Source organism: Rhodanobacter sp. MP7CTX1 (genome assembly GCF_014205795.1).
Classification (GTDB): domain Bacteria; phylum Pseudomonadota; class Gammaproteobacteria; order Xanthomonadales; family Rhodanobacteraceae; genus Rhodanobacter.
In genome coordinates, this window is record NZ_JACHCN010000007.1 from 164,750 (window position 1) to 187,479 (window position 22,730).

The 22,730-nt window shown below is 59.7% G+C and carries 21 protein-coding genes; 15 read left to right on the forward strand and 6 right to left on the reverse strand.

Going from position 1 to position 22,730, the window contains the following annotated elements:
• The first annotated feature begins 116 nt into the window (after window positions 1-116).
• Window positions 117-1,712 (forward strand): tryptophan halogenase family protein, encoded by a 1,596-nt coding sequence (locus HDE77_RS11140; RefSeq protein ID WP_184417394.1) that lies wholly within the window; start codon window positions 117-119, stop codon window positions 1,710-1,712.
• A 348-nt stretch (window positions 1,713-2,060) separates the two neighbouring features.
• Here the strand turns inward: HDE77_RS11140 and HDE77_RS11145 are convergent, their stop codons facing one another.
• Complete coding sequence (locus tag HDE77_RS11145; protein ID WP_221444234.1) at window positions 2,061-2,423, reverse strand: cupredoxin family copper-binding protein; 363 nt, start codon at window positions 2,421-2,423, stop codon at window positions 2,061-2,063.
• Between the two features lie 34 nt (window positions 2,424-2,457).
• Entirely contained in the window at window positions 2,458-3,420 is a 963-nt protein-coding gene (locus tag HDE77_RS11150; RefSeq protein ID WP_184417395.1) for a metallophosphoesterase, read from the reverse strand.
• Between the two features lie 942 nt (window positions 3,421-4,362).
• Here HDE77_RS11150 and HDE77_RS11160 point away from each other — a divergent pair.
• From HDE77_RS11160 to HDE77_RS11170, 3 genes are all read left to right on the forward strand, one after another.
• Window positions 4,363-4,674 (forward strand): hypothetical protein, encoded by a 312-nt coding sequence (locus HDE77_RS11160; RefSeq protein WP_184417396.1) that lies wholly within the window; start codon window positions 4,363-4,365, stop codon window positions 4,672-4,674.
• A gap of 147 nt (window positions 4,675-4,821) precedes the next feature.
• Window positions 4,822-6,108: a molybdopterin-dependent oxidoreductase gene (locus HDE77_RS11165; RefSeq protein WP_255482663.1), complete on the forward strand. Its 1,287-nt coding sequence runs from the start codon at window positions 4,822-4,824 to the stop codon at window positions 6,106-6,108.
• Window positions 6,109-6,118: 10 nt separating this feature from the next.
• On the forward strand, window positions 6,119-6,469 hold the full coding sequence (locus HDE77_RS11170; protein ID WP_184417397.1) for a cytochrome c: 351 nt from the start codon (window positions 6,119-6,121) through the stop codon (window positions 6,467-6,469).
• A 52-nt stretch (window positions 6,470-6,521) separates the two neighbouring features.
• Here HDE77_RS11170 and HDE77_RS11175 read toward each other — a convergent pair whose 3' ends face one another.
• Entirely contained in the window at window positions 6,522-6,866 is a 345-nt protein-coding gene (locus HDE77_RS11175) for a hypothetical protein (RefSeq protein ID WP_184417398.1), read from the reverse strand.
• 297 nt (window positions 6,867-7,163) lie between these two features.
• Window positions 7,164-7,616, reverse strand: a complete 453-nt coding sequence (locus HDE77_RS11180; protein WP_184417399.1) for a hypothetical protein — start codon at window positions 7,614-7,616, stop codon at window positions 7,164-7,166.
• A gap of 519 nt (window positions 7,617-8,135) precedes the next feature.
• Between HDE77_RS11180 and HDE77_RS11185 the strand changes: the two genes are divergently transcribed.
• Genes HDE77_RS11185 through HDE77_RS11220 form a run of 8 tightly spaced genes read left to right on the forward strand, consistent with a single transcriptional unit; the run spans window position 8,136 to window position 16,548 of the window.
• The gene (locus HDE77_RS11185; RefSeq protein ID WP_184417400.1) at window positions 8,136-9,755 is read left to right on the forward strand and encodes a methyl-accepting chemotaxis protein; all 1,620 of its coding nucleotides are present in this window, start codon (window positions 8,136-8,138) and stop codon (window positions 9,753-9,755) included.
• Window positions 9,756-9,815: 60 nt separating this feature from the next.
• Window positions 9,816-10,274: a chemotaxis protein CheW gene (locus HDE77_RS11190; protein ID WP_184417401.1), complete on the forward strand. Its 459-nt coding sequence runs from the start codon at window positions 9,816-9,818 to the stop codon at window positions 10,272-10,274.
• Window positions 10,274-11,515, forward strand: a complete 1,242-nt coding sequence (locus HDE77_RS11195; RefSeq protein ID WP_184417402.1) for a CheR family methyltransferase — start codon at window positions 10,274-10,276, stop codon at window positions 11,513-11,515. The genes HDE77_RS11190 and HDE77_RS11195 overlap by 1 nt, the downstream gene beginning before the upstream one ends.
• A 1-nt stretch (window position 11,516) precedes the next feature.
• On the forward strand, window positions 11,517-12,107 hold the full coding sequence (locus tag HDE77_RS11200; RefSeq protein WP_184417403.1) for a chemotaxis protein CheW: 591 nt from the start codon (window positions 11,517-11,519) through the stop codon (window positions 12,105-12,107).
• Between the two features lie 44 nt (window positions 12,108-12,151).
• Window positions 12,152-14,326, forward strand: a complete 2,175-nt coding sequence (locus HDE77_RS11205; RefSeq protein WP_343206099.1) for a hybrid sensor histidine kinase/response regulator — start codon at window positions 12,152-12,154, stop codon at window positions 14,324-14,326.
• Window positions 14,323-15,342 carry a chemotaxis response regulator protein-glutamate methylesterase gene (locus tag HDE77_RS11210; RefSeq protein WP_184417405.1) on the forward strand — a complete coding sequence of 340 codons (1,020 nt, stop codon included), beginning with the start codon at window positions 14,323-14,325 and terminating at the stop codon, window positions 15,340-15,342. The genes HDE77_RS11205 and HDE77_RS11210 overlap by 4 nt, the downstream gene beginning before the upstream one ends.
• Before the next feature lie 44 nt (window positions 15,343-15,386).
• A complete protein-coding gene (locus HDE77_RS11215) occupies window positions 15,387-16,364 on the forward strand; it encodes a diguanylate cyclase (RefSeq protein WP_343206097.1) in 978 nt (325 codons plus the stop codon).
• A 40-nt stretch (window positions 16,365-16,404) separates the two neighbouring features.
• Window positions 16,405-16,548 (forward strand): hypothetical protein, encoded by a 144-nt coding sequence (locus tag HDE77_RS11220; protein ID WP_184417407.1) that lies wholly within the window; start codon window positions 16,405-16,407, stop codon window positions 16,546-16,548.
• 1,644 nt (window positions 16,549-18,192) lie between these two features.
• Here the strand turns inward: HDE77_RS11220 and HDE77_RS11225 are convergent.
• Together HDE77_RS11225 and HDE77_RS11230 are read right to left on the reverse strand one after the other, a co-directional pair.
• A complete protein-coding gene (locus tag HDE77_RS11225) occupies window positions 18,193-18,390 on the reverse strand; it encodes a hypothetical protein (protein ID WP_184417408.1) in 198 nt (65 codons plus the stop codon).
• A 346-nt stretch (window positions 18,391-18,736) separates the two neighbouring features.
• Window positions 18,737-18,931: a hypothetical protein gene (locus tag HDE77_RS11230; protein ID WP_184417409.1), complete on the reverse strand. Its 195-nt coding sequence runs from the start codon at window positions 18,929-18,931 to the stop codon at window positions 18,737-18,739.
• Between the two features lie 278 nt (window positions 18,932-19,209).
• Between HDE77_RS11230 and fumC the strand changes: the two genes are divergently transcribed.
• From fumC to mqo, 3 genes are read left to right on the forward strand one after another with little or no spacing between them, the layout of a single operon-like run.
• A complete protein-coding gene (fumC, locus tag HDE77_RS11235) occupies window positions 19,210-20,667 on the forward strand; it encodes a class II fumarate hydratase (protein WP_184417410.1) in 1,458 nt (485 codons plus the stop codon).
• A gap of 58 nt (window positions 20,668-20,725) precedes the next feature.
• Window positions 20,726-21,124 carry a hypothetical protein gene (locus HDE77_RS11240; RefSeq protein ID WP_184417411.1) on the forward strand — a complete coding sequence of 133 codons (399 nt, stop codon included), beginning with the start codon at window positions 20,726-20,728 and terminating at the stop codon, window positions 21,122-21,124.
• Window positions 21,125-21,153: 29 nt separating this feature from the next.
• Window positions 21,154-22,689 (forward strand): malate dehydrogenase (quinone), encoded by a 1,536-nt coding sequence (mqo, locus tag HDE77_RS11245; RefSeq protein WP_184417412.1) that lies wholly within the window; start codon window positions 21,154-21,156, stop codon window positions 22,687-22,689.
• The last annotated feature ends 41 nt before the right edge of the window (window positions 22,690-22,730 follow it).

Genomic DNA, 22,730 nt, shown 5'->3' on the forward strand with positions numbered 1-22,730 from the left:
CCGGCCTTTCTTTCGAGAGCGCGGTGGGAGCATGTGGTTGCGGTGAACACCGACCATGCTTTTACCGAGTACCAAACCAGTGGTGACGTTGGCACCGCCCGTGTAAGGAATAAGACATGTCGCGATTGAAAAAAGTGCTTGTAGTGGGTGGTGGGACGGCCGGCTGGCTGGCGGCATGCTATCTGGCGAAGGCCATGAATTCGGTTCATCCGGACAGTGTCCAAGTGCATTTGGTCGAGTCGGACAATATCGGCCTGCTCGGAGTGGGGGAGGCCACGTTCCCTTCGATCCGCGGCACGTTGTCGGCCATCGGGCTGGACGAGCGGCGGTTCCTGGTGGGGGCCACGGCAACCTACAAGCAGGGTATCCACTATCGCCATTGGGTCAGGCCGCCTGGCACGCCCGGCAGCGACCATTTTTTTCACCCATTCAGCCAGCCGAGCCAACGGCCGGGTGGCCCCGAATTATTGCCTTACTGGCTATTGGGCGCGGCCCCCGACGGCATGCCGTTCGCCGATGCAGTGACCATGCAAAGCACCTTGGTCGATCATGGACGCGCACCGAAGCGACCGACGGATGCTGATTATCAGGGGCCGATGAATCACGCGTTCCATTTCGACGCGGCCTGTTTTGCAAAAGTGTTGGCCGAGCACGGTCAGCAAACGCTGGGGGTGAAGCGGCACGTCGCGACAGTCGAGCGCGCCGTGTTGGACGAGCAGGGCGCCATCGCATGCGTAGTGACCAAAGAACTTGGGGAGCTGACCGCCGACCTCTACGTGGATTGCACCGGTCTGCGCAGCGCCTTGATCGGCGGCATCATGCAGTCGCCGTTTCGCAGCCGCCGGGATGTCCTGTTCGCCGACCGCGCCGTGGCGATGCAGGTACCTTATGCGAAGCCGGATGCGCCGATCCCGCCTTACACTATTTCCACCGCGCAGGAGGCTGGCTGGATCTGGGACATCGGTTTGCAGAAGCGCCGCGGTGTCGGTTACGTGTACTCCTCGCGACACACGGATGCCGAACGTGCTGAGGAAGTGTTTCGCCGTTACCTGGGCCCGGCCGGCGAAGGGCTGACGCCCATGCACATCAAGTTTGAAACCGGTTACCGGCCCGAGCACTGGCGCAAGAACTGCGTTGCAGTCGGCCTCGCCGGTGGCTTCGTGGAACCACTGGAGTCGACCGGAATTGCATTGATCGAACTGGCTACCTATCTGCTTACTCATCTGTTGCCAGGTGACACCGACAACATGGAAAGTGCCGCGCGTCATTTCAACGAGATGATGGTTGCACGCTACGACCGCATCATCGACTTCATCAAGATGCACTACTGCCTGAGCCAGCGGCGTGACTCAAAGTTCTGGATCGACAACTCCGACGCCGCCAGCATTCCGCAAACCCTCCAGGAAAAACTCGCGAAGTGGAAGCAGCGCCCGCCGCATCGGCTGGATTTCGTCGGTGACCTGGAAATGTTCACGACCGCTAGCTGGCAGTACGTGCTGTACGGCATGGAGTTCCAGACCAGCCTCGAGTCCATGCGCAACGCCTATCCGCACACGGAAGCTGCGCGCCGCGAATTCGCAATGATCCGGCAGGCGGCCACTCGCGCACTCGACGATCTGCCGGATCACCGTGCGCTGGTAGAACAACTGTGCCGCGAACATATGCAGCGCGTGCGGCCTGATGCGGATATGGCTGCAGTGGCCGGCGCTTGAATTGTAGATAGCCGCTGCCGTGTTCCCGCATTGAAACGTGTTTAAACCTGACACATGTGGCCACCTGTCCGGGGACACGGTGTGCACATTCAAACTACGCACGGGTCATGAAAGAGAAGCCGACCGGTGCCGTGACTTCCCTGCCAGTCGGGACATCACCGTGCGGCTGGGTAAGGTAGCGCGTCACAAATTTCACGATAGGAGAGCTCCTTGATTTCGCGCAACGTCAAGATTTCGCGAAATTCGCTCGGCACCCCCCCATCTAGATGACTAACCGCCAAATCACCAATAACGCTTTATTGGTTCGAGGTGGCCATGGCTCACGGTCTTTCGCGCAGCACCATTGGACTACTTGCGGACATGCACCACCCCAATCATGAATGGATGAACGGTGCAAAAGTAGACGTAGTCACCCGGCTGGGTGAATGTGTAGGAATAACTGTCCCCGGTATCGAGGCCTTGGGACGTAAGTACGCCGCCCTTGTCTTTGCTCGTCACAGTATGAGGAATTTGATCACGGTTGGTCCATGTCACTTTGGTGCCTGGCTTCACTGTCATATCGCCGGGACGGAAAGCCATTTTGCTGATATCGACCCCTTGCGTGGGCGTCGATGCCTGAACCGAAAAAGTAGCGCTGAGTAACCATAGGCAAGCAGTCATGCACGACATGCCATATCGCCGTATGTTCGGCAGAGTCATGGTTTTTTTCATGATTGTCTCGTTGAATTAGTGAGGTGTTATGCAGTCAATGGTCGAGCGGGGTATCGATGAGCGCCAGGCGTTGTTGCCCGCGGACAACCGACACTTGGCGCGTGCCAAGCAGTTTGCCCAGCTCTCCAGGAGCTACGGTCATGGGACTCGGCTCGCCAAATCCGGCCTGCCCCGGAGTCGGCAGTGGATAGGCAAGCGATGCGGCGGTATGTAGCGCGACGTGACCTTCCACTTTCTGCATCACCTGGTGAATGTGGCCGTTGAGAACGGTCACCGAACCGAAGGGACGCAGTAGGGCAAGTGCTATATCAGAATCGGATGTACCCCAGCCCCAGGGAGCCCAGATGGTCCACATCGGAATGTGCGCAAAGACCACGATCGGGGTGGAATGCGATACGTTGGCGAGATCGGTTTTCAGCCACTCCAGCTGTTCGTCACCCAACGCGGCCATCGTGCCCATCTTGAAGTTCTGGACGTTGTTCAGGCCTATGAAGTGCACGCCGCCTTGGTTGTAGCTGTACCAGGCGCGACCGTGTCCATCCGTGTCGAAGAACTTTAGATAGCCATTCACTCCGTCATCGATCGCATCATGTTCTCCGGGAACTGTATGCATGCGGTCGACATGAATCTCCTTGAATATCTCGCGTGCCTGGCCAAACTGCTCCGCCCGCGATAGATGACTTATGTCACCGGTATGCACGACGAAGGCGGGGCGTTGCGGCAAGGCATTGATGTCCGCTATGGCGCGCCGCAAACTGCCGACAACGTCAGGATTGGCTTGTTTGTTGAAGCCGAGGTGTGTATCGCTAATCTGCACAAAGGTCAGGGAATTGGCAGGTGCGGACTGAAGGGTGCCATCTGATGTCATCCCTAAGGCCCTAGGGACGCCGCCCGTGACGTTCCAAAGAACCGCGGCTCCTGTCCAGGCCGCCAAACAGCCCAGTGCCTTTCGCCGACTTGCATCATGTCCAGAACCGTTGTGATCAAACTCGCTCATGACATTCTTCCTGATGGGGGACTCAGGTACTTGATCACTCAGGACAGACTTTTATTCCCGACGCCCCGTCAGGAGTTTCCGAATCATTGGCTCGGGCGCCATGACGCCGTAAGGTTGGCGGACGCGCAAGCGGACGGAGTCTATCGTTGAGGTTCTGCTGTGGGCCTCGTGACCGAGCGTGAGCGTGACAGTCAAGCAGCAACATTTCTTGGATCTCAACCCAGCTGGAGCAGTCCGTTCGTATGTTCCCTCGGTAGAAACCTTCTATCAGCAACCTCCTTACTACAACGCTGATCGATCCCACGATCTGCCAGCGGCAAAGCGCGTGTATGCTTCAGGCTGAAATAGGGGGTTCGATGGATTCGTCGTTAAGGATTGCATTAGGGATTGTGTGCGCCGCACTGATCTTGCTTTTCGGGTAAATCGCGTACCACGAGTTTGAGCGTCAACGTGATATCGATGAAGCTCAAACGATCATCCAGACGTTTGCTGGCGGCAACGCGTCTGCTTCTCAGCAATCGCAAGACCAGCTTACTCAGCAACGTGCTCAGCAAGCGTTCGACCTTCGCCAGCGCCAGCTGGCGGCGTATTCAGACCAGCAGCGTCATTTGCTTGCCACGAACCAGCGCTGTGTCGGCGGCGTTGTTGTGGAGGTTAACGGCACTTCGTATACGGGCGCACCGCGTTCACGTGTACGCCCTGCGGTCCGAGTCCCTTGGCGAGGCCGATCGTTAGCGTATCGACGGCACCATTTCATAGAAAAATTGGCGCGCGTTGGTCGGCATAGTCTCGGTTGCTTGATGACCGCAATACAAACAAGTCAGCGTGACTCAGGCCAACTCAATCCATTGCACACAATAGAGACGCGTTCTCTCCCTCGGTGGCTTTTTGTCGTTGCGTCTGCCAAATAGGTTGAGCCACTCGCTTAAGGAGTCGTGAGACTTGGGCGTAATCTCCGAGGATCATCTGGAAAAGGTAGCGGGGTACGCTTCCATTTTGCTGGCCGTCCATGAGCGCTCCAAGAATCATAAGATCGCGCTGGCAAAAGTCCTTGAAATTCCGACACAGGCATTCGGATTCAAGCAGATTGGCGACGAAACACTGAAGTCAGGATCATCAGACTGGCCCTCGTGGGCAGCCGCCATGGGCACGCGAACGCTTGCGAAGGCGAAGCGAAACCAGACGCTCAAATATTTTGCGCGGGCCTCGCCACTCAATCATTTCATTGCCGAGGGCGTGATCAATGTCCCGTAATTGATTGTGCGCCCTGTTGCGCGCAACCACCGCAATTGTTCCATCAGGCGTCCTTTCCCGCTGGCATTGATCTTGCTGTGCGAACTTGAGGAACTTATCGAGTGCTATTATCAAGATGTTCGTTGCTAGACATCCATGCGGCAATGCATGGCCTGGATTTCAGGGCCTCGCCAATTCCGAGGGGTAAGAGTCATGAGCAGGGAAGGGAGCGCTATCGAGCCGTCGCGGCGGCACTTTTTGCAGGCTGCCGGCCTCTTCGGTTCCATCGGGCTGATCGGAGGAGCCCGCGCACTGGGCGCGACGGCGAAGTCGGTTCGATTGCCGTTCGTCAACGGAGAGCGCGAATTGACGAATGCCTTTCCGCAGAAAGGCGAAATGATCCTCTTGCGCACGCGCCCGCCTTTATTGGAAACCCCATTCGATGTATTCGATCACGGCGTATTTACACCCAATAATCGTTTCTTCGTGCGCTGGCACCTGGCTTATATCCCCACCCAGATCGACGCAGAGGCCTTTCGTCTGACGGTACGGGGCCATATCGGCAAGCCCCTGTCACTAACTCTTCACCAACTGATGACCGAGTTCGCGCCAGTCGAGCTTGCTGCGGTAAATCAGTGCTCGGGCAATTCCCGCGGCCTGTTCAATCCAAGAGTCGCTGGTGGCCAATGGGCCAATGGTGCCATGGGTTGCGCACGCTGGACCGGTGTGCGACTGAAAGATGTGCTGGACAGGGCAGGGGTGAGTGCGGGGGCGGTCCAAGTTCGCTTCAATGGGCTGGACACAGGCCTAATTAGCGGTACGCCTGATTTTCTGAAGTCCCTCGACATCGATCACGCACGGGACGGCGAGGTGATGATTGCCTACGGCATGAATGGTGAGCAGTTGCCGCTGTTGAACGGCTTTCCATTGCGGCTCATCGTGCCCGGTTGGTATTCCACCTATTGGGTGAAAATGCTCAACGACATTGAGGTGCTGGACAGGGTAGACGACAACTATTGGATGGCGAAGGCGTACCTCGTGCCGGACACGCCATACGCCAGCGTCAAGCCGGGCCAGAGCGATTTCAAGAGCGTGCCAATCAGCCACATGCCGCCGCGCTCGTTCATCACCAATCTACGCGACGGTGATCGAGTGCTCGTCGGGCATGCGGTGCATACTCGAGGGATCGCATTTGGCGGGGACGCAGGAGTGTCCAAAGTGTTCTGGTCGAGCGATGGTGGCGCGCATTGGATGGATGCGATGCTGGAAGAGGATCATGGCAAATACAGTTTCAGGCGCTGGAATGCCCACTACACGCCAAGTTCCCGTGGTGAAAACACCCTGATGGTCAAAGCGATCAATAGCAACGGCGTCGAGCAGCCAGCCGTCCCGAACTGGAATTCTGGCGGATTCATGCGCAACGTTGTCGAGTCGATCAAGGTCACTGTTGCCTGAGTCTGCCCCCATGAAATGCATCTCTGCACTCACTGTTGCGATCACGTTGGCACCTCTCATTTTTGGCTTTTCAGTGGTGCAGGCGGGACCACCGGCTCCGATCGCCATCCATTCGGTTTCCGTAGAACTGCCGGTCAGTCGTACTGAGTTTCCGCCTGGGCCGGGTTCTGATCTTTCCGGCAAGTGCCTGATCTGCCATTCGGCCAGCATGGTGCTGAAGCAGCCAGCCTTGTCACGGGCTCAGTGGACGGCCGAGATCAACAAGATGCGCCACACCTATGGCGCGCCGATCGATGATGACGAGGTCGACAAACTGAGCCTGTATCTGGCCAAGATCAATGCTGATCAACAAACCCACTGACGCCTCCATGAGGAGTCGCAGGATTCCTCACGAATGTCCGCGTTGGCAGCGGCTACACGATTTTCCGCCGCCGCAATATTGGGCCTTCGCTCAAGCAATTCCGAGGGAAGGTTAACCGTGATGGCCGGTGGATCGATATCAAGCGGCCCTCGGGCAGCGAAAGGTTGGATGGCGGAGCGCCGGTAAGGATCGCGATGGCGTGTTCCAGGTTTGCGCGCTTTAACCGCATTTCGGTGGCCTGCGTTCGCGCGCCATCCAGCTGTGCCTGCGCCGTCGAAACATCGCCTTTTCGGGCGTACCCGACCTGCACGCGGGCCTGAGTCAGATCCAGGAATTTTTGACCGTTCAGGACGGTGTCGTCGAGGATCTCCTGCTCAAGGTCGTAGCCGCTGAGCACGAAGTAATCGATGGCCAGTTCGGTGTGGATGCGAAGATTGATCGTGGCGAAATCGTCGGCGGAGGCCTCCGCGCGAAGTTGAGATCAAAGCCCGCTTCATACTGCTTGAACGGCGAAATTCCCGGTGTCGAAGAAGTGAATCTGCGCCTCTGGAATGTCGCGCTTGAACGCTTCGGTGCCCGGCGGCAGGAAGAACGGATCGTTCTTGCCCCCAGATCGCCAGGAACGGTGGGCGATGATTACGGAAACAAGCCCGGAAGGTGGGGTGGAGCGCTTCTGCTACGGCCTTTCGTTGACTCACCGGATCTGACGCTGCCAGATGCCGAAGCCAATGCCGCATAGGGCAACCAGTCCCAGAAAAGTGAATCCATCCTGCGCGCTGAGGAAAGCCGCTTGGGAAGAAATTCCCTGGCCGATCTTCGCGAGGGCTATGCCCTTGCTCTCGTCGAGCGAGTGTCCGAGTGCCATGAGTGATCGGGTCAGGGCATCGATTGTGGTCTGGTAAACCGGATTGAATGGATTGACTGACTCTGCCAGGCGGCTGTAGTGAAGCGCATTCCTGTGCTGCAGGAGAATGATGGTGGTGGCTGTTGCGAACGAATAGGTCAGCTGCCTGACAATGTTCTTGAAGCGGTAGCCATGGCTATAGCTGTCAATCGCGAAAACACTGAAGGTGACGTTGGCCACGGGTAGAAGCATCGGCAACAGCAGGCTGCCACGCATCAGCAGTGCAGGTACCAACCATGACATGCTGACATCGTCGTGACCCTCGACAATCCGCCCGTCAATGCACTGGGCGTCCCACTACCCACGTGTGCCGGCGCATACGGAAATCGCTGCCGTACAAAACACCTTCGCTTCCGGCGAAGACGATCAGACTCGGCAGCGCCGCAGTACATGAGGAAAGCGCAGTGTCGAAATTGAAGCGTTGCAGATCCGCAAGGATCGATGCGGGTTCATGCACTTCTGCGTCGTGCTCTACGTAGCGCCCGCAGGTTAGTACATCAAATTTTGTCGGCTCGAGCTCTACATTCGCGATCCGCTCCTTACACGGCTTCGTCCAACAATGGGTAATCGGTATACCCGGTTTCGCCATCGCTGTAGATGGTTTCGGTATTCACGGCGTTGAGCCGCCATGTCGTCTTGCAACAGATTCGACAGCGAATCCGACAGCACTATTGCGAATCCACGGCCAGCGGGGTGAACTCGTCCTACACATCTAATATGTTAAGCAGGGTGCTGACGTCGGGGAAGCCCGGAGCCCCAGCTATGAACATCACGATCCGTCAGCGGATTCTTCTGAGCTTTGCGGTGATCCTCGCAGTGATGCTGGTGATGGGTGGTGTTGCCATCCAGCGGCTGCTTCGCATCGAGGCGGACGGTGCTGTCCTGCAAGGAGACGCTCTCCCCGGGATGTATGCTGCCGACCAACTGCAATCCGCTTGGGCAGCGAATCAGTCGCTGCTGCAAGCGCACATGCTCGCCGCCGATGCGGTCACGATGACCCGAATCGAAGATGAGCTGCGCACCAATGGCGCCGCCTTCGACGCGCAGCTTGGTCGCTACGAGGCGACCGTCTTCACGGCTGACGAGCGCAAAGACTTCGAGGCATTGAAGCGCGCCAGCGTGCCATATCTCGCCGCGCTGCCCGAGGCGATTCGGCTGAGCAGGGCACATAGCGATGCAGCTCGGGACTTCCTGCGAGTTCGCATGGACCCGACGTTCGAGCAGGCCAACACGGTGATCGTGCGGATCGAAGAGCACAACCACAGTGATGCCTTTGCCGTCACGGGAGATATCGCCAAGGCTGCCGCGGCCGCGAAAACCGGCATCTGGGTGACCTTCCTCGGCGCGCTCGCGCTGGCGGTCCTGACCGGTTTTTACCTGCTCAAGGCCATCAGCCAGCCGCTGCACCTGCTCACTCGGGCAGTGGAAGTGATGGCGAAGGGCGACCTGAGCGGGCGGCTGGCATTGGCGCGCACAGACGAATTTGGTGTGCTTGCGCAGGGCTACGACCGCATGGGCAACGACCTGTCGGCGTTGGTGGGGCAGGTCCAGACCTCCGGCATTCAGGTCAACTCGTCGATTAACGAGATTGCCGCGACGCTGCGTGAGCAGCAGGCCACCGCCACCGAGATTGCCGCCACTACCACCGAGATCGGCGCGACTTCACGCGAAATCTCGGCTACCTCCAAGGAGTTGGTTCGCACGATGAGTACGGTGGCGTCCGGCGCGGAACAGACCGCCGCGCTCGCCAGCGACGGCCAGTCCGGGCTGGTGCAGATGGGGGAGATCATGGGCAGAGTCATGGAAGCCACCGCGTCGATCAACGCCAAGTTCGCCGTGCTCACCGAAAAGGCCGGCAACATCAGCCAGGTCGTTACCGCCATCACCAAGGTGGCCGACCAGACCAACCTGCTCTCGCTCAATGCCGCGATCGAAGCGGAGAAGGCCGGCGAATACGGTCGCGGCTTTTCGGTGGTGGCCACGGAAATCCGTCGTCTGGCCGATCAGACCGCGGTGTCGACGCTCGACATCGAGCAGATGGTGCGCGAGATCCAGTCGGCGGTGTCAGCCGGCGTCATGGGCATGGACAAGTTTTCCGAAGAGGTCCGTCGTGGCACCAGCGACGTGCGCCGAGTCGGCGAACAACTGTCGCAAGTGATCCAGCACGTGCAGGCGATGGTGCCGCGCTTCGAGTCCGTCAACGAAGGCGTGCAGGCGCAAGCCACCGGCGCTGAGCAAATCACTCAGGCGCTAGCGCAATTGAGCGAAGCCGCGCAGCAGACAGTCGATGCCTTGCGACAGTCGAACCAGGCGGTCGACGAACTGCATCATGTCAGCGCAGGGCTGCGCGACGGTGTCTCGAAGTTCAAGCTGCAGGCGTAGAGGAAGCAATAAGGGTCCGGACACTGCCGGGATGAAGGCGGCACCATAGAGAGCGACGGCATGCTGTTCCTGCTATTCCAACTGGGCGAGGATCGTTACGCGATCGAGGCGGCGAAGGTCGCCGCTGTGCTGCCGCTCGTGGTTCCCAAGGCCATCCCGGGCGCGCCCGCGGCGGTGGCCGGTGCCTTCGACTATCACGGCACTCTGGTACCGCTGATCGACTTGAGCCAATTGGCGCTCGGCCGGTCGGCACAGCCGCGGCGAAGCACACGGATCATCATGGTGGAGTACCTGGTGGACGGCGACACAAAGCCGCTCGGGCTGATCGCGGAGAACGCGTCGGAAACGCTGGTGCGCGACCCCGCCGAATTCGTACCGAGCGGTGTGCGCAGCGACGGTGCGCCGTACTTGGGTCCGATCGTTTCGGATTCGCGCGGCATCGTGCAGTGGGTGCAGACCGATCACCTGCTCCCGGACGGGGTGCGCGATCTCCTGTTCAAGCAGCCGGTCGTCAGCTGATGCCTTGGACCGACTTCAAGGTGTGGCTCAAGGAAACGATGGGGCTGGATTCGGCGACTATCGGGCCAGCAGCTGTCGAGCGTGCAGTCAAAATCCGTATGGCCGTCTGCGCGCTGCATGACATCGCAGGCTATTGGAACTTTGTACAGGCCTCTGCAGTCGAGCAACAGGAGCTCATTGAGGCGGTGATCGTGCCGGAGACCTGGTTCTTCCGCGATCGCGATGCGTTCGCGGCGCTGGCCCGGGTGTTCAATGGCGATTGGCTCGCCGCGCAGCCCAAGAACATCCAGCTCCGGTTGCTGAGCCTACCCTGCTGCTCGGGGGAGGAGCCCTACTCGATGGCAATGGCCTTGCTGGATGCGGGGTTTCCCGCGGCGCGCCTGCGCGTGGATGCCATCGATATCAGCGAACAGGCGCTCGCCAAGGCGCGACGTGGACTGTACGGCAGCAACTCATTCCGCGGCCACGACCTGCAGTTCCGCGAGCGTCATTTTGAATCCATCGCTGGCAAGTGGCAGCTGTCGGAGGTGGTGCGCAAGCATGTGCGCTTCGAATGGGGCAACGTCCTCGCTCTCGATGCGCTGAAAGGCGAAGCGGTTTACGACGCCATTTTTTGCCGGAACCTGCTGATCTATTTCGACGAAGACACCCAGGTCCGCGCCGTCGGCGTGTTGTCAGGTTTGCTGCGCGCCGAAGGAGTGCTCTTTGTCGGCCCAGCCGAAACGGGCCTGATGTTGAACCTGGGCTTTGCTTCGGCGCAGATGCCCATGGCGTTCGCGTTTCGCAAGCCCGAGACCAAGCGACCGAGTCAGCCGGCACCGCGCGCCGCACCGCCTGCGCGATCAGTGGTCGCACGCTTGGAGACGGCTGCCGCCGCCGTGCCCAGCCGTGCTGTTCACCACACGACGATTTCCGTCCCGCCGCCCGTGGTCGAATCCGATCTTGAGGCTGTGCAAAGACTCGCTGACGCCGGCCACTTTGCCGACGCGGCCACAGCCGGCGAGGCGCATCTCAATGCACACGGCCCGTCGGCGCAGGCGCTTTACTTACTGGGTTTGATCCACGGCGCAACAGGGCATCGTGCACGTGCAGAGGACCATTTCCGCAAGGCGCTGTATTTGCAACCCGACCACTTGGAGTCCTTGGTGCACCTGGCATCGCTGCTGGAGACCAAGGGCGATGTAGCCGGCAGCCAGCGAATGCGTCTGCGCGCGCGGCGCTGTGGCGAAGCGGCGAGCTGACATGACCGACCCGCGACCTACAGGCAGCGTTGCATCCCTCGTCGCCGAGTTGCTCGATCGCGCTCTCGACGATGCCGAGTTGCGTGAAGCGACGAAGCATGTCGCGCGAACAGCGGCCAGCCGTGAGTTGCTCACCCGTTCGACCTTCATCTTTCGACTGGGCCCGGAGTGGCTCGGATTGCCCTCTTCGGTGATCGGCGAGGTCGTGGAAACAAGGGCGATTCACACGTTGCCGCATCGACGCGAAGGCGCGATGCGGGGCCTTGTGAACGTGCGAGGACAACTAACGATTTGCCTCGCCCTGGAGCCGCTGTTCCAGCCCGGCACGCCCGCCACCCCGGGGGGCGCTCGCCAAAACCCGGTAAGCCGGCGGCTGGTGGTCGTGGCGATGCAAGGTCAGCGCCTGGCCTTCGAGGCCGACGAGGTGCACGGCAGCCACCGTTTCGACCCGGATATCCTGCGCAGCGTGCCCGCTACGATCGCCAAATCGGTGGCCAGTTTCACCACGGAACTGCTGCCTTGGGATGATCACACGGTAGGGTTGCTCGATGCCGAGCTGCTGTTCCACGCACTGGGGCGTCGGCTGGGATGAGTACGGGCAACCTCAGCAACTATTCGATGCATGACCTGTTCCGTATGGAAACGGAGGGGCAGGGGCAAGTCTTGACGGACGGGTTGCTCGCGCTGGAGCGCGCGCCCACTTCCGCCGTCGATCTCGAAGCCTGCATGCGCGCCGCGCACTCGCTCAAGGGCGCGGCGCGCATCGTCGGGCTGGTGGCTGCCGTCGTCGTTGCCCATGCGATGGAGGATTGTCTGGTCGAAGCCCAACTGGGCCGCCTCACGCTACGCCATGGTGTCATCGATGTGCTTCTGCGCGGCGTCGATCTGATTGGCCGCATCGCCGACACGCCCGCAGAGGACGGCGAGCGATGGACACAGGCGGCATCGCCGGAAGCGGAAGCGTTTCGGGCTGCGCTCGCGTCTGCGTTGGCTTCCAACACCGACACGGAGGGATCGACCGCGCCCCGAGCTTCGCTCCCGGCCGATGCCGCCGGCGTCGCTGGCGACGAAATCGCTGAACGCGTGCTGCGGGTCACCGCGAGCAACCTCAACCGCATGCTCGCACTGGCTGGTGAATCACTGGTCGCGTCGCGTTGGCTCGAGCCTTTCATTCGCTCACTGACGCGGCTCAAGCAGCTTCAGCGCGACACCGCGACTGCACTCGACCGTCTCAATGACTCCGGGTCGACCGACCCGGGCGCTGCGGAAATCCTGGCGGAAGCACGCGGCAAGATCGACGAATGCCAGCGGGTCCTTGCCGACCGGGTGACGCAGCTGGATATGTTCGATCGGCGCTGTGCAAGTGTCGCGCACCGGCTCAACGACGAGGCCCTGGCTAGCCACATGCGACCGTTCGCCGACGGCATCCAGGAATTCCGGCGAATGGTTCGGGATCTGGCGCGTGAGCTGGGCAAGGAGGCGCACCTCGAAATCGTCGGCGACACGGCCCAGGTCGACCGCGACGTGCTGGATAAGCTCAAGGCGCCACTCACGCATCTGCTGCGTAACGCCATCGACCACGGCATCGAGTCACCATTGGAACGGCTGGCGGCCGGCAAACCCGCTGAAGGCCACGTGCGCCTCGATGCCCACCACATCGCCGGGTTGCTGGAGATCAGTGTCTCCGACGACGGCCAGGGCATCGCCATCGAACGTGTGCGCCGGGCGATCGTCGCGCGCGGCCTGGCCGACGAGCAGACTGCGCAACGCTTCACTGAGGCTGAGCTGCTGGAGTTCCTGTTTCTACCCGGCTTTACGGTCAAGGACACCGTGTCGGAGATCTCCGGCCGGGGCGTTGGCCTGGATGTCGTGCAGAACATGGTCAAAAGGGTGCGCGGAAGCGTGACTCTGTCATCCCGGGCCGGACAAGGCTCGCGCTTCCAGTTGCGTCTGCCGCTGACGACCTCGGTCGTCAAGGCCCTGGTCACTGAGATTGGGGGTGAACCCTACGCGTTCCCACTGGCAAATATTGTTTGCACGGCGACGGTGCTGCGCGCCGAGGTGGAGCTGCTGGAGGGGCGCCAGCACTTCCAGTTGAGAGGCCGCCAGGTCGGTTTGGTTGCTGCCCGGCAGGTGCTGGAAGGTACCGAGTCGAAAATCGCTCCTGACCAGCTATCGGTCATTGTGGTCGGTGACCGCCGCCACGAGTACGGGCTGGCGGTGGATGGCTTCCGCGGGGTATTCGAGCTCGTCGTCCAGCCGCTGGACCCGCGCTTGGGCAAGATCAAGGACATCAGCGCCGGCGCGTTGCTCGACGATGGATCGCCGTTGCTCATCGTCGACGTGGACGACCTGATCCAGTCGGTCGAACGGCTGGTAACGACCGGGCATTTGGCGAGCGTGCGCTACGACGAAGGCGTCGACGAAGTAGCACGCAAGCGTGTGCTGGTGGTGGACGACTCGCTTACCGTGCGCGAGTTGCAACGCAAGCTGATCGAGAACGGCGGTTACGTCGTCGAGGTCGCGGTCGACGGCGTGGACGGATGGAACGCGGTGCGCCTGGGTCAGTTCGACCTCGTCGTCACCGACATCGACATGCCGCGCATGGACGGCATCGAGCTGACCGGCCTCATCAAGAATGATGCCCGCTTGCGTGATGTGCCGGTCATGGTGGTGTCGTACAAGGACCGCGACGAGGATAGGCGACGCGGGCTGGATGCCGGCGCCGACTTCTACCTTACCAAGGGCAGCTTCCATGAGGACGACTTGTTGCAGGCGGTGGTCGACCTGATCGGTGAGGCGACGGCATGAAGATCGGCATCGTCAATGACCTGGTCATTGCGCTGGAAGCGCTGCGGCGCGCGTTGGCGCAACGACCCGAGCACACGATCCTGTGGTCGGCGACAGATGGCGAGGAAGCTGTCGCGCGCTGCGCCCAGAACCGGCCCGACCTGGTGCTGATGGATTTGCTGATGCCCGGCATGGACGGGGTCGAGGCCACTCGGCAGATCATGGCCCACACGCCTTGCGCCGTGCTGATTGTGACTGCCAGCGTCAGGGACAATGCGCCGCTGGTGTTCGAGGCCGTGGGCTACGGCGCCATCGACGCCACCGACATGCCGATGCTTGGCGACGGCGCGGGCAACGCCGCGCCACTGCTCGCAAAAATCGACATGATCGGCAGGTTGATCGGCGTCCAGCCAGCCAGGACGGCACGAAAATCTGCCGACTGCCCACCTGCTGCAAATCGGCTGGTTGCGATCGGTGCTTCGGCGGGGGGGCCGCTTGCGGTGGCGAAAGTGCTCGGGGGGTTGCCAGCGACATTTCCGGCAGGGATCGTGGTGATCCAACACATCGACGAGCAATTCACGCAGGGCATGGCGGATTGGCTCAGCCGCTCCTCCACTTGGCCAGTTCGCCTTGCGCGGCCTGGCGACTGCCCGGCAGCGGGAACGGTGTTGTTGGCACGTGCCCACAAACACCTGGTTGTGAACGCCAATGGCTGCTTGGACTACACCCGTGAGCCGGCCGAACTGTCCTATTGCCCCTCTGTCGATGTGTTCTTTGAAAGCATCAACGCGTCGTGGCCGGGAGAGGCGATCGGTGTGCTGCTCACGGGCATGGGACGCGATGGCGCCGCTGGCCTCAAAGAGTTGCGGTTGAGGGGCCACCACACGATCGCCCAGGACAAGGCGAGCAGCGCCGTTTACGGAATGCCGAAGGCCGCTGCGGAACTCGGCGCTGCGGTCGACATCCTGCCGATCGAAAAGATCGCGCCCAGGCTGCAGGACGTCTTTGCAGTCAACTCGAGGAGCACGCCCAAATGATCTCACGAGGTTCAATCGCCCTTCCTGCAACCCTCGAAACATCCGTGAGCGAGGCTCGGATTGTCGTATTTCTGGTTGATGACCAGGCCATCATCGGCGAGGCAGTTCGCCGGGCGGTCGAGAACGAACCGGATATCGAATTCCACTACTGCAGCGTAGGCGCAGAGGCCATCGGAATGGCCGCGGCGTTGAGACCCACGGTGATCATGCAGGACCTGATCATGCCCGATGTCGACGGCATGACCCAGATCCATCTCTACCAGATGCATCCGGCGCTCCGGCATGTTCCGATCATCGTGCTGTCCAGCAAGGAAGACGCCGCAGTAAAGAGCCTGGCGTTCGCGACTGGCGCGGTCGACTATCTGGTCAAGCTCCCGGACAGCATCGAACTGATCGCGCGCATCCGTCATCACTCGCGGGCCTATACGAATCAGCTGCAGCGCGACGCGGCTTACCGTGCTTTGCGCGAAAACCAGCAGCAACTGATGCAGTTGAACGAAACGTTGCGTCGACTGAGCGACGTCGATGGCCTCACGGGACTCAGCAATCGGCGCAATCTGGACGCGTACCTGGAAAGCGAGTGGCGTCGCGCCGTTCGCGATCGCGAAGACTTCTCGATTCTCATGATCGATGTCGACAACTTCAAGCTGTACAACGACACCTACGGCCACCTCGCCGGGGACGAAGTGTTGAAGCAGGTCGCCAAGGTGATGCAGGAATGCGCGCACCGTCCGGCCGATCTCGTGGCCCGATACGGCGGCGAAGAGTTCGCCATGGTGCTGCCCTCAACATTGCAGGCAGGTGCTAAGCGAGTTGCTGAGCGGATCTGCGCAAATATTCGCGGCCTTTCGATCACGTCTGACGCCTCCGAAGGGATGTGCGTCACCGTCAGCATCGGCGGAGCGACGGCGGTGCCTAGCCGTGGCGAGTCCTACACCCCGCTCCTGGAAGCCGCCGACGCTGCCCTGTATGAAGCCAAGCGAGCCGGCAAGAATCGCGTAGTGAGCCACGAATTAGATTGACGCCGCCCATTCGTGACTGAAGCGCAATGACTGAGAAGCGATGACGATGACAACCCCCGGCAACTCATCTGCCAATCGCATCACTGTGCAGATTCCGACGGCGTCGGGCGACATGATCGACGAGTGGGTTTACCCGCCCGAGAGCAGTGGCCAGGCTGAGGCTGAGGAAATTCATCCAACCTAACCGCCCAAGAGGTCATCTACCCACTTTTCGCCCGCTCCACGTATGGCGATTAGCAGCTCCTCTGGAAATGAAGCTGGCATCTCTGTAGGACGAAGCGACCACGGTGTAGCCTGTCTCGTCAGGTTGCACATCCACGGCACTTTCTATGAACCTGCCGCTTTGACTCTCAGCGAAGGTGGCGATCAGCCCGCCCGCCTCGTCGACGGCGCCTCGGTCGCGCAGAGCGACGAGCGCATGTTGCATGCCGAGAACGGCGCAGTCGTGCGTCACTACATTGGTGGTCAACCCGCGCAAAGCTCCATGGCGCTCCATACTCATGTCAGTCATTGAGGCAGGTGAGTCAGGCACGACAGAGCCATATCACATGCGGAGATTGCGTTAGGTTCGAGCAATCCGCGCAGGGATCGTTAAAGACGGGCTTCCCTCATGGCATAACAATGAGGTACACCCGGACGCAAGAAAAGATTGAGTAGGCATGTCGCCGCTCACGCATACGGAAGCGCCAAGCCGGGTCTCTCATTCGTGGGTACCGTGGAGGCCCGATATGGCTCGTCATGTACTACTCACTTCGGCTGCCGGAGTGCTTACTCTTCATCTCGCGCTAGCACATGCATCTGATCAGATCGAGTCCGCGAACAGTCTCACCTTTGGCAACCCGGGCACGTTATTTGTCGGAGACTGGAAAGGAAGCCACATCTACGCACTGACTGTACCCGTGGCCAAGTCTGCAGCGACGCAACCGTTCAACCTGAGAGATGTTCAGGGCCCAATATGTGTGACTGTCGTATACACACTTGCTTGATCCCCGGTGAACGCATCAAAGCGGATGGTGGTGTGACCCCTCGGAGGACTTGATCTTGTTACTCACACGGGCACAGATCACATGGACACCGATTCGACAGAAGTTGGCGTCGCTGGAGACGTTGAAGCCCGTGTTGGTAAAGGATCATGAAGACCGAGGGGCTTGCTCTGCGCGCCCTTGCTTCCTCGAGGAACGAGCATGAACTCCCGCATCGTTCCTCCGCGTCACATAGCGACCAATGAAGGCAGGCATAGGTATTCGCAAACGTACGGCTACTTCCCTGACCTAGCTTCGGCACCGCGACAGCCTGATATGAGCTTGCCTTGTTCGTGCACTGTGCTGTGCGCGCCTCGGTGTGCCGGCGAGTGCGGTTGCGCAGCCTGCAACCTCCAGTTCGCAATATGGGCCGATGAGGCAGGCCATTCGGGGTCGGAAGAGCTGCGCTCGGAGGAGGGGCAGTTCAAGCTTTATCGTGGCGAGGTTTGATGACCAGAGGAGGAGACCCAACAAGCCCGGGACGAGTCACCTTTTAGCCTTGCTTGACCTGCCGTATATCAGATATGCGCGACAGTCCAGGCTAATCGAGAGGCAAAACGTATGGCGGTTACGCGGCAGCACATCCAGCGGAAGCTGGATCTACTTAGGGTGTCGATCCCCAAGACGATTCGGGACTACGAGAACTCATCGGATTTCCGTTGCGCGCTTGTAGGTGAAGCGGGCAGCGTCATGGGCGGTGTTTCCGCAAAGGACTACCAGTGGACGCGCCTCCAGCTGTTCGCCTTGTTAAGTGACTGGGGGCTTAGACCACCAGCGATGTTTTTGCCCAAGCAGGACAAGGTTGGTCACGTTGTGTTCCAAAGATTGACTTCGGCCTTTCGACGACTCAACAGTCCGGTGCTATCGACCAGGCGGCCGTTGATGGTCTCCTTCGTCCATCGCATGAGCTGCGTGGGAACCGATGCGTAGTCACCGGCATTGAGCAAGCGCAGCAGGGTAGAGGTCAGGAAGGCAAGCTCTCCCTCGTTGAATACGGAGAACATTCGACGAACCCGACGGCGGTGGTAGAGCTTTAGAGGTCGATTGCGAGATCAGCTCAAACTTAGGTGCAGACATTGCACAAACCAGCTTCCGCTTGTGCTCAAACTTAGCTGCCGAAGTCACCGCGGGGGCCACAATCAGGAACCATGCCAGCACTGTTGGATTTCGCATTCTTGGTACTTCCGGATGGGTGTTGCGTCGTCAAGCCCGGTCAGACGTTGAGTTTGTTCGCCGGATAGCCAAATTTCCCGTTGCGTCCGGGGCAGGGCACCCTTTGTTGCGCCGTGGTCGGTCGGGCGGCGCAACACTTTTATGAACAAATCGTGGTTCGCCTGTCAGCCAGGCGTCTTAGTGTTGCGTGAGGGCTTTGAGCGCTTCTGCCACTTCCTCCTTGAGCGCCTGTACAGAGGCGATGGGCGCGTTCATCGCTATGGTGAGAACGGGCACAAGCAAGATGGCATTGACATATATGTGATTGGATCGTTCGGCAGGCATACTTTCCAATGCAAACGAGTCGAAAGATTCGGTGCGCAAAGAGTCCATGCGGCCGTTGCAGCGCAGGCGTATCAACCCAGCGCGTTATTGACGCTTGGGAGGAGCAAGTTCTCAGCCACAGTGAACTCGATCACCCATGTTTCGCTCACGAGAAGATCACAAGGAGACCTGTAAGCTAATGGCCCCCTGAGCGGGCGTCGCTTCGACGGGATGCGATGAGTGCAACTCGCTATCAACGATAAACACACCTTGGCGGCCTGCCGTCACCGTCTGTCTGGTGTGCTTCCAATCCTGACTCGCACGTCTAGCGACTTAAGGAGCAACGTGTGACTGACGCCAATCAGCCCCCGACTTTGCGCGACCTCCCTATTGGTTTAAGCGCGGCCGGGTTGCGCAAGGAATTTGACAGCATGGGCACGGTTGAAGTGCCTGCAGACCGCTATTGGGGAGCCCAAACGCAGCGCTCATTACTGCATTTTTCAATCGGTGACGATCTGATGCCGAAGGCCGTCTACCACGCCTACGGCTACGTCAAAAAGGCCTGCGCTCTGGTGAATAGCGCAGCCGGCCGCCTTCCCGATTGGAAGAAGGAGGCGATCGTTCGAGCAGCCGACGAAACCATCTCGGGCAAACTCGACGAGCACTACCCTTTGTTTGTGTGGCAGACCGGCTCCGGTACGCAATCCAACATGAACGTCAACGAGGTTATTTCCAACCGGGCGATCCAGCTGGTTGGTGGAGTTCTTGGATCACAACAGCCTGTAGGTCCGAACGATGACGTCAACATGGGGCAGTCTTCCAACGATACGTTTCCCACTGCCATGCACATCGCCGCGGTGGATGCGATTGACGCGACGCTGCTGCCACAGGTAACCAAGCTCGCTGAGACGATCGAAAAAAAAGCTGGTGGCTGGATGGACGTGGTCAAGATCGGCCGCACCCATCTTGAAGATGCCGTGCCAATGACGGTTGGCCAAGAGTGGTCTGGATGGTCTGGCCAGATCCGGGCATGCATCGAGGACATCGAGTCGAGTCGAAAAGGTCTCTACGACCTCGCCGTTGGGGGCACTGCCGTCGGCACGGGGTTGAATGCGCCGAAGGGCTTCTCCAAGGACGTTGCCGACAAGATTGCCGAGCTCACCGGAAAGCCCTTCGTTACGGCGCCGAACAAATTCGTTGTCCAGGGATCGCTTGATGCGATGGTCCGTGCACATGCGGCGTTGCGCGGGCTCGCTGTCGCGTTGATGAAAATTGCGAACGATATGCGTTGGCTGGCTTCGGGTCCTCGCTGCGGCTTTGCGGAACTAAAGCTTCCGGACAATGAGCCGGGATCTTCGATCATGCCAGGCAAGGTCAATCCGACGCAGTGCGAGGCCATGGTGATGATCACCATTCAGGTCATCGGTAACGACACGGCGGTCGCGTTTTCCGGAAGCCAAGGGAATTTTGAGCTCAATGCCATGCGGCCGGTCATCATCAATAATTTCCTGAAATCGGCACGCATTCTTGCCGATGGATGCGGAAAGTTCCGCGAATTTTCCGTTGAGGGTACTGAACTTAACCGCGACAAGATTCGAGGATATGTCGAAGGTAGTGTGATGTTGGTGACCGCACTGTCCCCAGTGATCGGCTACCAGAACGCCGCTCACATTGCCGAAAAGGCAATCGCCGACGGGTCGACCCTGAGAGAAGCCGCGCTTGCGTCCGGCAAGGTCACCCAGGAGCAGTTCGACAAGATCGTTAATCCGTTGACCATGATCGGAGACGGGCTCGGCGGCGCTTGAGCCGAGGGCCGCACCCTGCCGGCTTCTGACTAGACCACTTATCCAGAAGGAAGACACGATGATTCGTTGCATCCGCCTGTGGACTGGAGACGACGGCAATTCCTACTTTGAGGAAGGGTCTATCGATCTACCCAAGGGCGAGCGGGGCGACGTGCTCAGTGGAACCGCCGGCGTTTCGACCATATCGTTTCGTGAGACCAAGGCCGGTGGAGTGTTTCAATGGCACGACGCACCCATCCGCCAGTTTGTCATCACCCTTAGCGGAACGCTGGATTTTCAGACACGCACGGGCGAGCACTTCATCTTGCGCCCGGGCGACATTTTGCTCGCCGAAGACACGACGGGCAGTGGCCACAGTTGGAAGCTGGTGGATGATCAGCCGTGGAGGCGCGCCTACGTCATTCTGGCGCAGGGTGTTGATCCGCTCTTTGTCGCCCAAGGCGCCAAAGTCCAGTGACTTGATCGCCTATTCACTTGGAGACAACCATGTCGCAGGATAAATCTACAGGCGCGGTCGACGTTCTGCTCATTGGCGCCGGAATCATGAGTGCAACATTGGGCACCTTCCTGAAGGAGCTGGAGCCATCACTCACCGTTTCCCTGTACGAGACGCTACACGATTGCGCACTGGAGAGTTCGGAGGGATGGAACAACGCAGGTACTGGCCACGCCGCCAATTGCGAGTTGAACTACACCCCAGAGCGCGCGGATGGAAGCATCGATATCTCCGAAGCGCTTCAGGTCAATGTCGAGTTCGACCTGTCGCGACAGCTGTGGACCTACCTGGTACGAAAGGGCGCCATTGCGGATCCACAAGCCTTCATCAACGCCTGCCCGCACATGAGCTTTGTCTGGGGCGAAGAGAATGTGGAGTTTCTTCGAGCACGCTTCAAAGCCATGTCTGCCAACCACTGCTACGAAGGCATGGAATACAGCGAAGACAGCCAGCAAATTGCGCAATGGGCTCCGCTGATCATCGAGGGTCGACAGACGGGGCAAACCATCGCCGCCACACGGATGATTACCGGCGCGGATGTCGACTACGGCGCGCTCACGCATCTGCTGGTCAATCAGCTGAGTGCTCAGGCTGGCTTCTCCGTTCACTACAAGCATCGCGTAGTCGGTTTGCATCGGGAGGCCGACGGCAGATGGCGTGTTGAGGTCAAGGATATTGAAAGCGGGAAGACTCACGCCACCTTGGCGAAGTTTGTTTTCATCGGTGCCGGCGGCGGTGCCATTGAACTCTTGCAGAAGTCCGGCATTCCTGGGGGCCATGGATTCGGTGGCTTTCCGGTCAGCGGCATTTGGTTGCGTTGTGATGTCGACGCCGTGAGCAAGCGCCATCACGCAAAGGTCTATGGCAAGGCCGGGCATGGTTCTCCTCCGATGTCCGTGCCGCATCTCGATACGCGGATCATTGGAGGCAAGAAGTCGTTGTTATTCGGACCATATGCCGGATTTTCGACCAAGTTTCTGAAGTACGGTTCATATGCGGACCTATTCGAATCCATCCGGCCAGGCAACCTCCTTCCGCTGCTTGAGGTTGCCAAGGACAATTGGCCACTCAGCGAGTATCTCATTGGCCAAGTCCTTCAGTCGTCAGGTCACATGTTTTCCCTGCTTCAGCAATTTTTCCCCAACGCAAAGAAGCATGACTGGCGTGAGGCAGTCGCGGGACAGCGTGTGCAGATCATCAAGCCGGATCCTCAAAAGAGAGGTGTGCTCGAGTTCGGTACCGAGCTTGTCGCCGCAGAGGACAATTCGCTTGTCGCCTTGCTGGGCGCATCCCCCGGCGCGTCGACGGCCGCGTTCATTGCGATCGAAGTTCTGCAAAAATGTTTTGCGCCAAAGTTAACCCCCGGCGGTTGGCTGCCAAAACTCAAGGAAATGATCCCTACCTATGGGGTTGATCTGAAGCAGGATGCCGATGCTTGTCGAGAGACGCGTGCCGTCACGGCATCAATCCTCAAGCTTGAAAACATACCAAACTCAAAGCCGGCCAAGCCAAGAGTAAAGAAGTGAGCCATAGTTGACGGTACCGAGAGCGTCGACAATGCCCCCGC

Bases quoted from the DNA above. Each gene is read 5' to 3' on its own strand.
- HDE77_RS11140 (WP_184417394.1), top strand. From the start codon at position 117: ATGTCGCGATTGAAAAAAGTGCTTGTAGTGGGTGGTGGGACGGCCGGC.
- HDE77_RS11145 (WP_221444234.1), bottom strand. From the start codon at position 2,423: ATGAAAAAAACCATGACTCTGCCGAACATACGGCGATATGGCATGTCG.
- HDE77_RS11150 (WP_184417395.1), bottom strand. From the start codon at position 3,420: ATGAGCGAGTTTGATCACAACGGTTCTGGACATGATGCAAGTCGGCGA.
- HDE77_RS11165 (WP_255482663.1), top strand. From the start codon at position 4,822: ATGGCCTGGATTTCAGGGCCTCGCCAATTCCGAGGGGTAAGAGTCATG.
- HDE77_RS11170 (WP_184417397.1), top strand. From the start codon at position 6,119: ATGAAATGCATCTCTGCACTCACTGTTGCGATCACGTTGGCACCTCTC.
- HDE77_RS11180 (WP_184417399.1), bottom strand. From the start codon at position 7,616: ATGTCATGGTTGGTACCTGCACTGCTGATGCGTGGCAGCCTGCTGTTG.
- HDE77_RS11185 (WP_184417400.1), top strand. From the start codon at position 8,136: ATGAACATCACGATCCGTCAGCGGATTCTTCTGAGCTTTGCGGTGATC.
- HDE77_RS11190 (WP_184417401.1), top strand. From the start codon at position 9,816: ATGCTGTTCCTGCTATTCCAACTGGGCGAGGATCGTTACGCGATCGAG.
- HDE77_RS11195 (WP_184417402.1), top strand. From the start codon at position 10,274: ATGCCTTGGACCGACTTCAAGGTGTGGCTCAAGGAAACGATGGGGCTG.
- HDE77_RS11200 (WP_184417403.1), top strand. From the start codon at position 11,517: ATGACCGACCCGCGACCTACAGGCAGCGTTGCATCCCTCGTCGCCGAG.
- HDE77_RS11205 (WP_343206099.1), top strand. From the start codon at position 12,152: ATGGAAACGGAGGGGCAGGGGCAAGTCTTGACGGACGGGTTGCTCGCG.
- HDE77_RS11210 (WP_184417405.1), top strand. From the start codon at position 14,323: ATGAAGATCGGCATCGTCAATGACCTGGTCATTGCGCTGGAAGCGCTG.
- HDE77_RS11220 (WP_184417407.1), top strand. From the start codon at position 16,405: ATGACGATGACAACCCCCGGCAACTCATCTGCCAATCGCATCACTGTG.
- HDE77_RS11225 (WP_184417408.1), bottom strand. From the start codon at position 18,390: ATGTTCTCCGTATTCAACGAGGGAGAGCTTGCCTTCCTGACCTCTACC.
- HDE77_RS11230 (WP_184417409.1), bottom strand. From the start codon at position 18,931: ATGGACTCTTTGCGCACCGAATCTTTCGACTCGTTTGCATTGGAAAGT.
- HDE77_RS11240 (WP_184417411.1), top strand. From the start codon at position 20,726: ATGATTCGTTGCATCCGCCTGTGGACTGGAGACGACGGCAATTCCTAC.
- mqo (WP_184417412.1), top strand. From the start codon at position 21,154: ATGTCGCAGGATAAATCTACAGGCGCGGTCGACGTTCTGCTCATTGGC.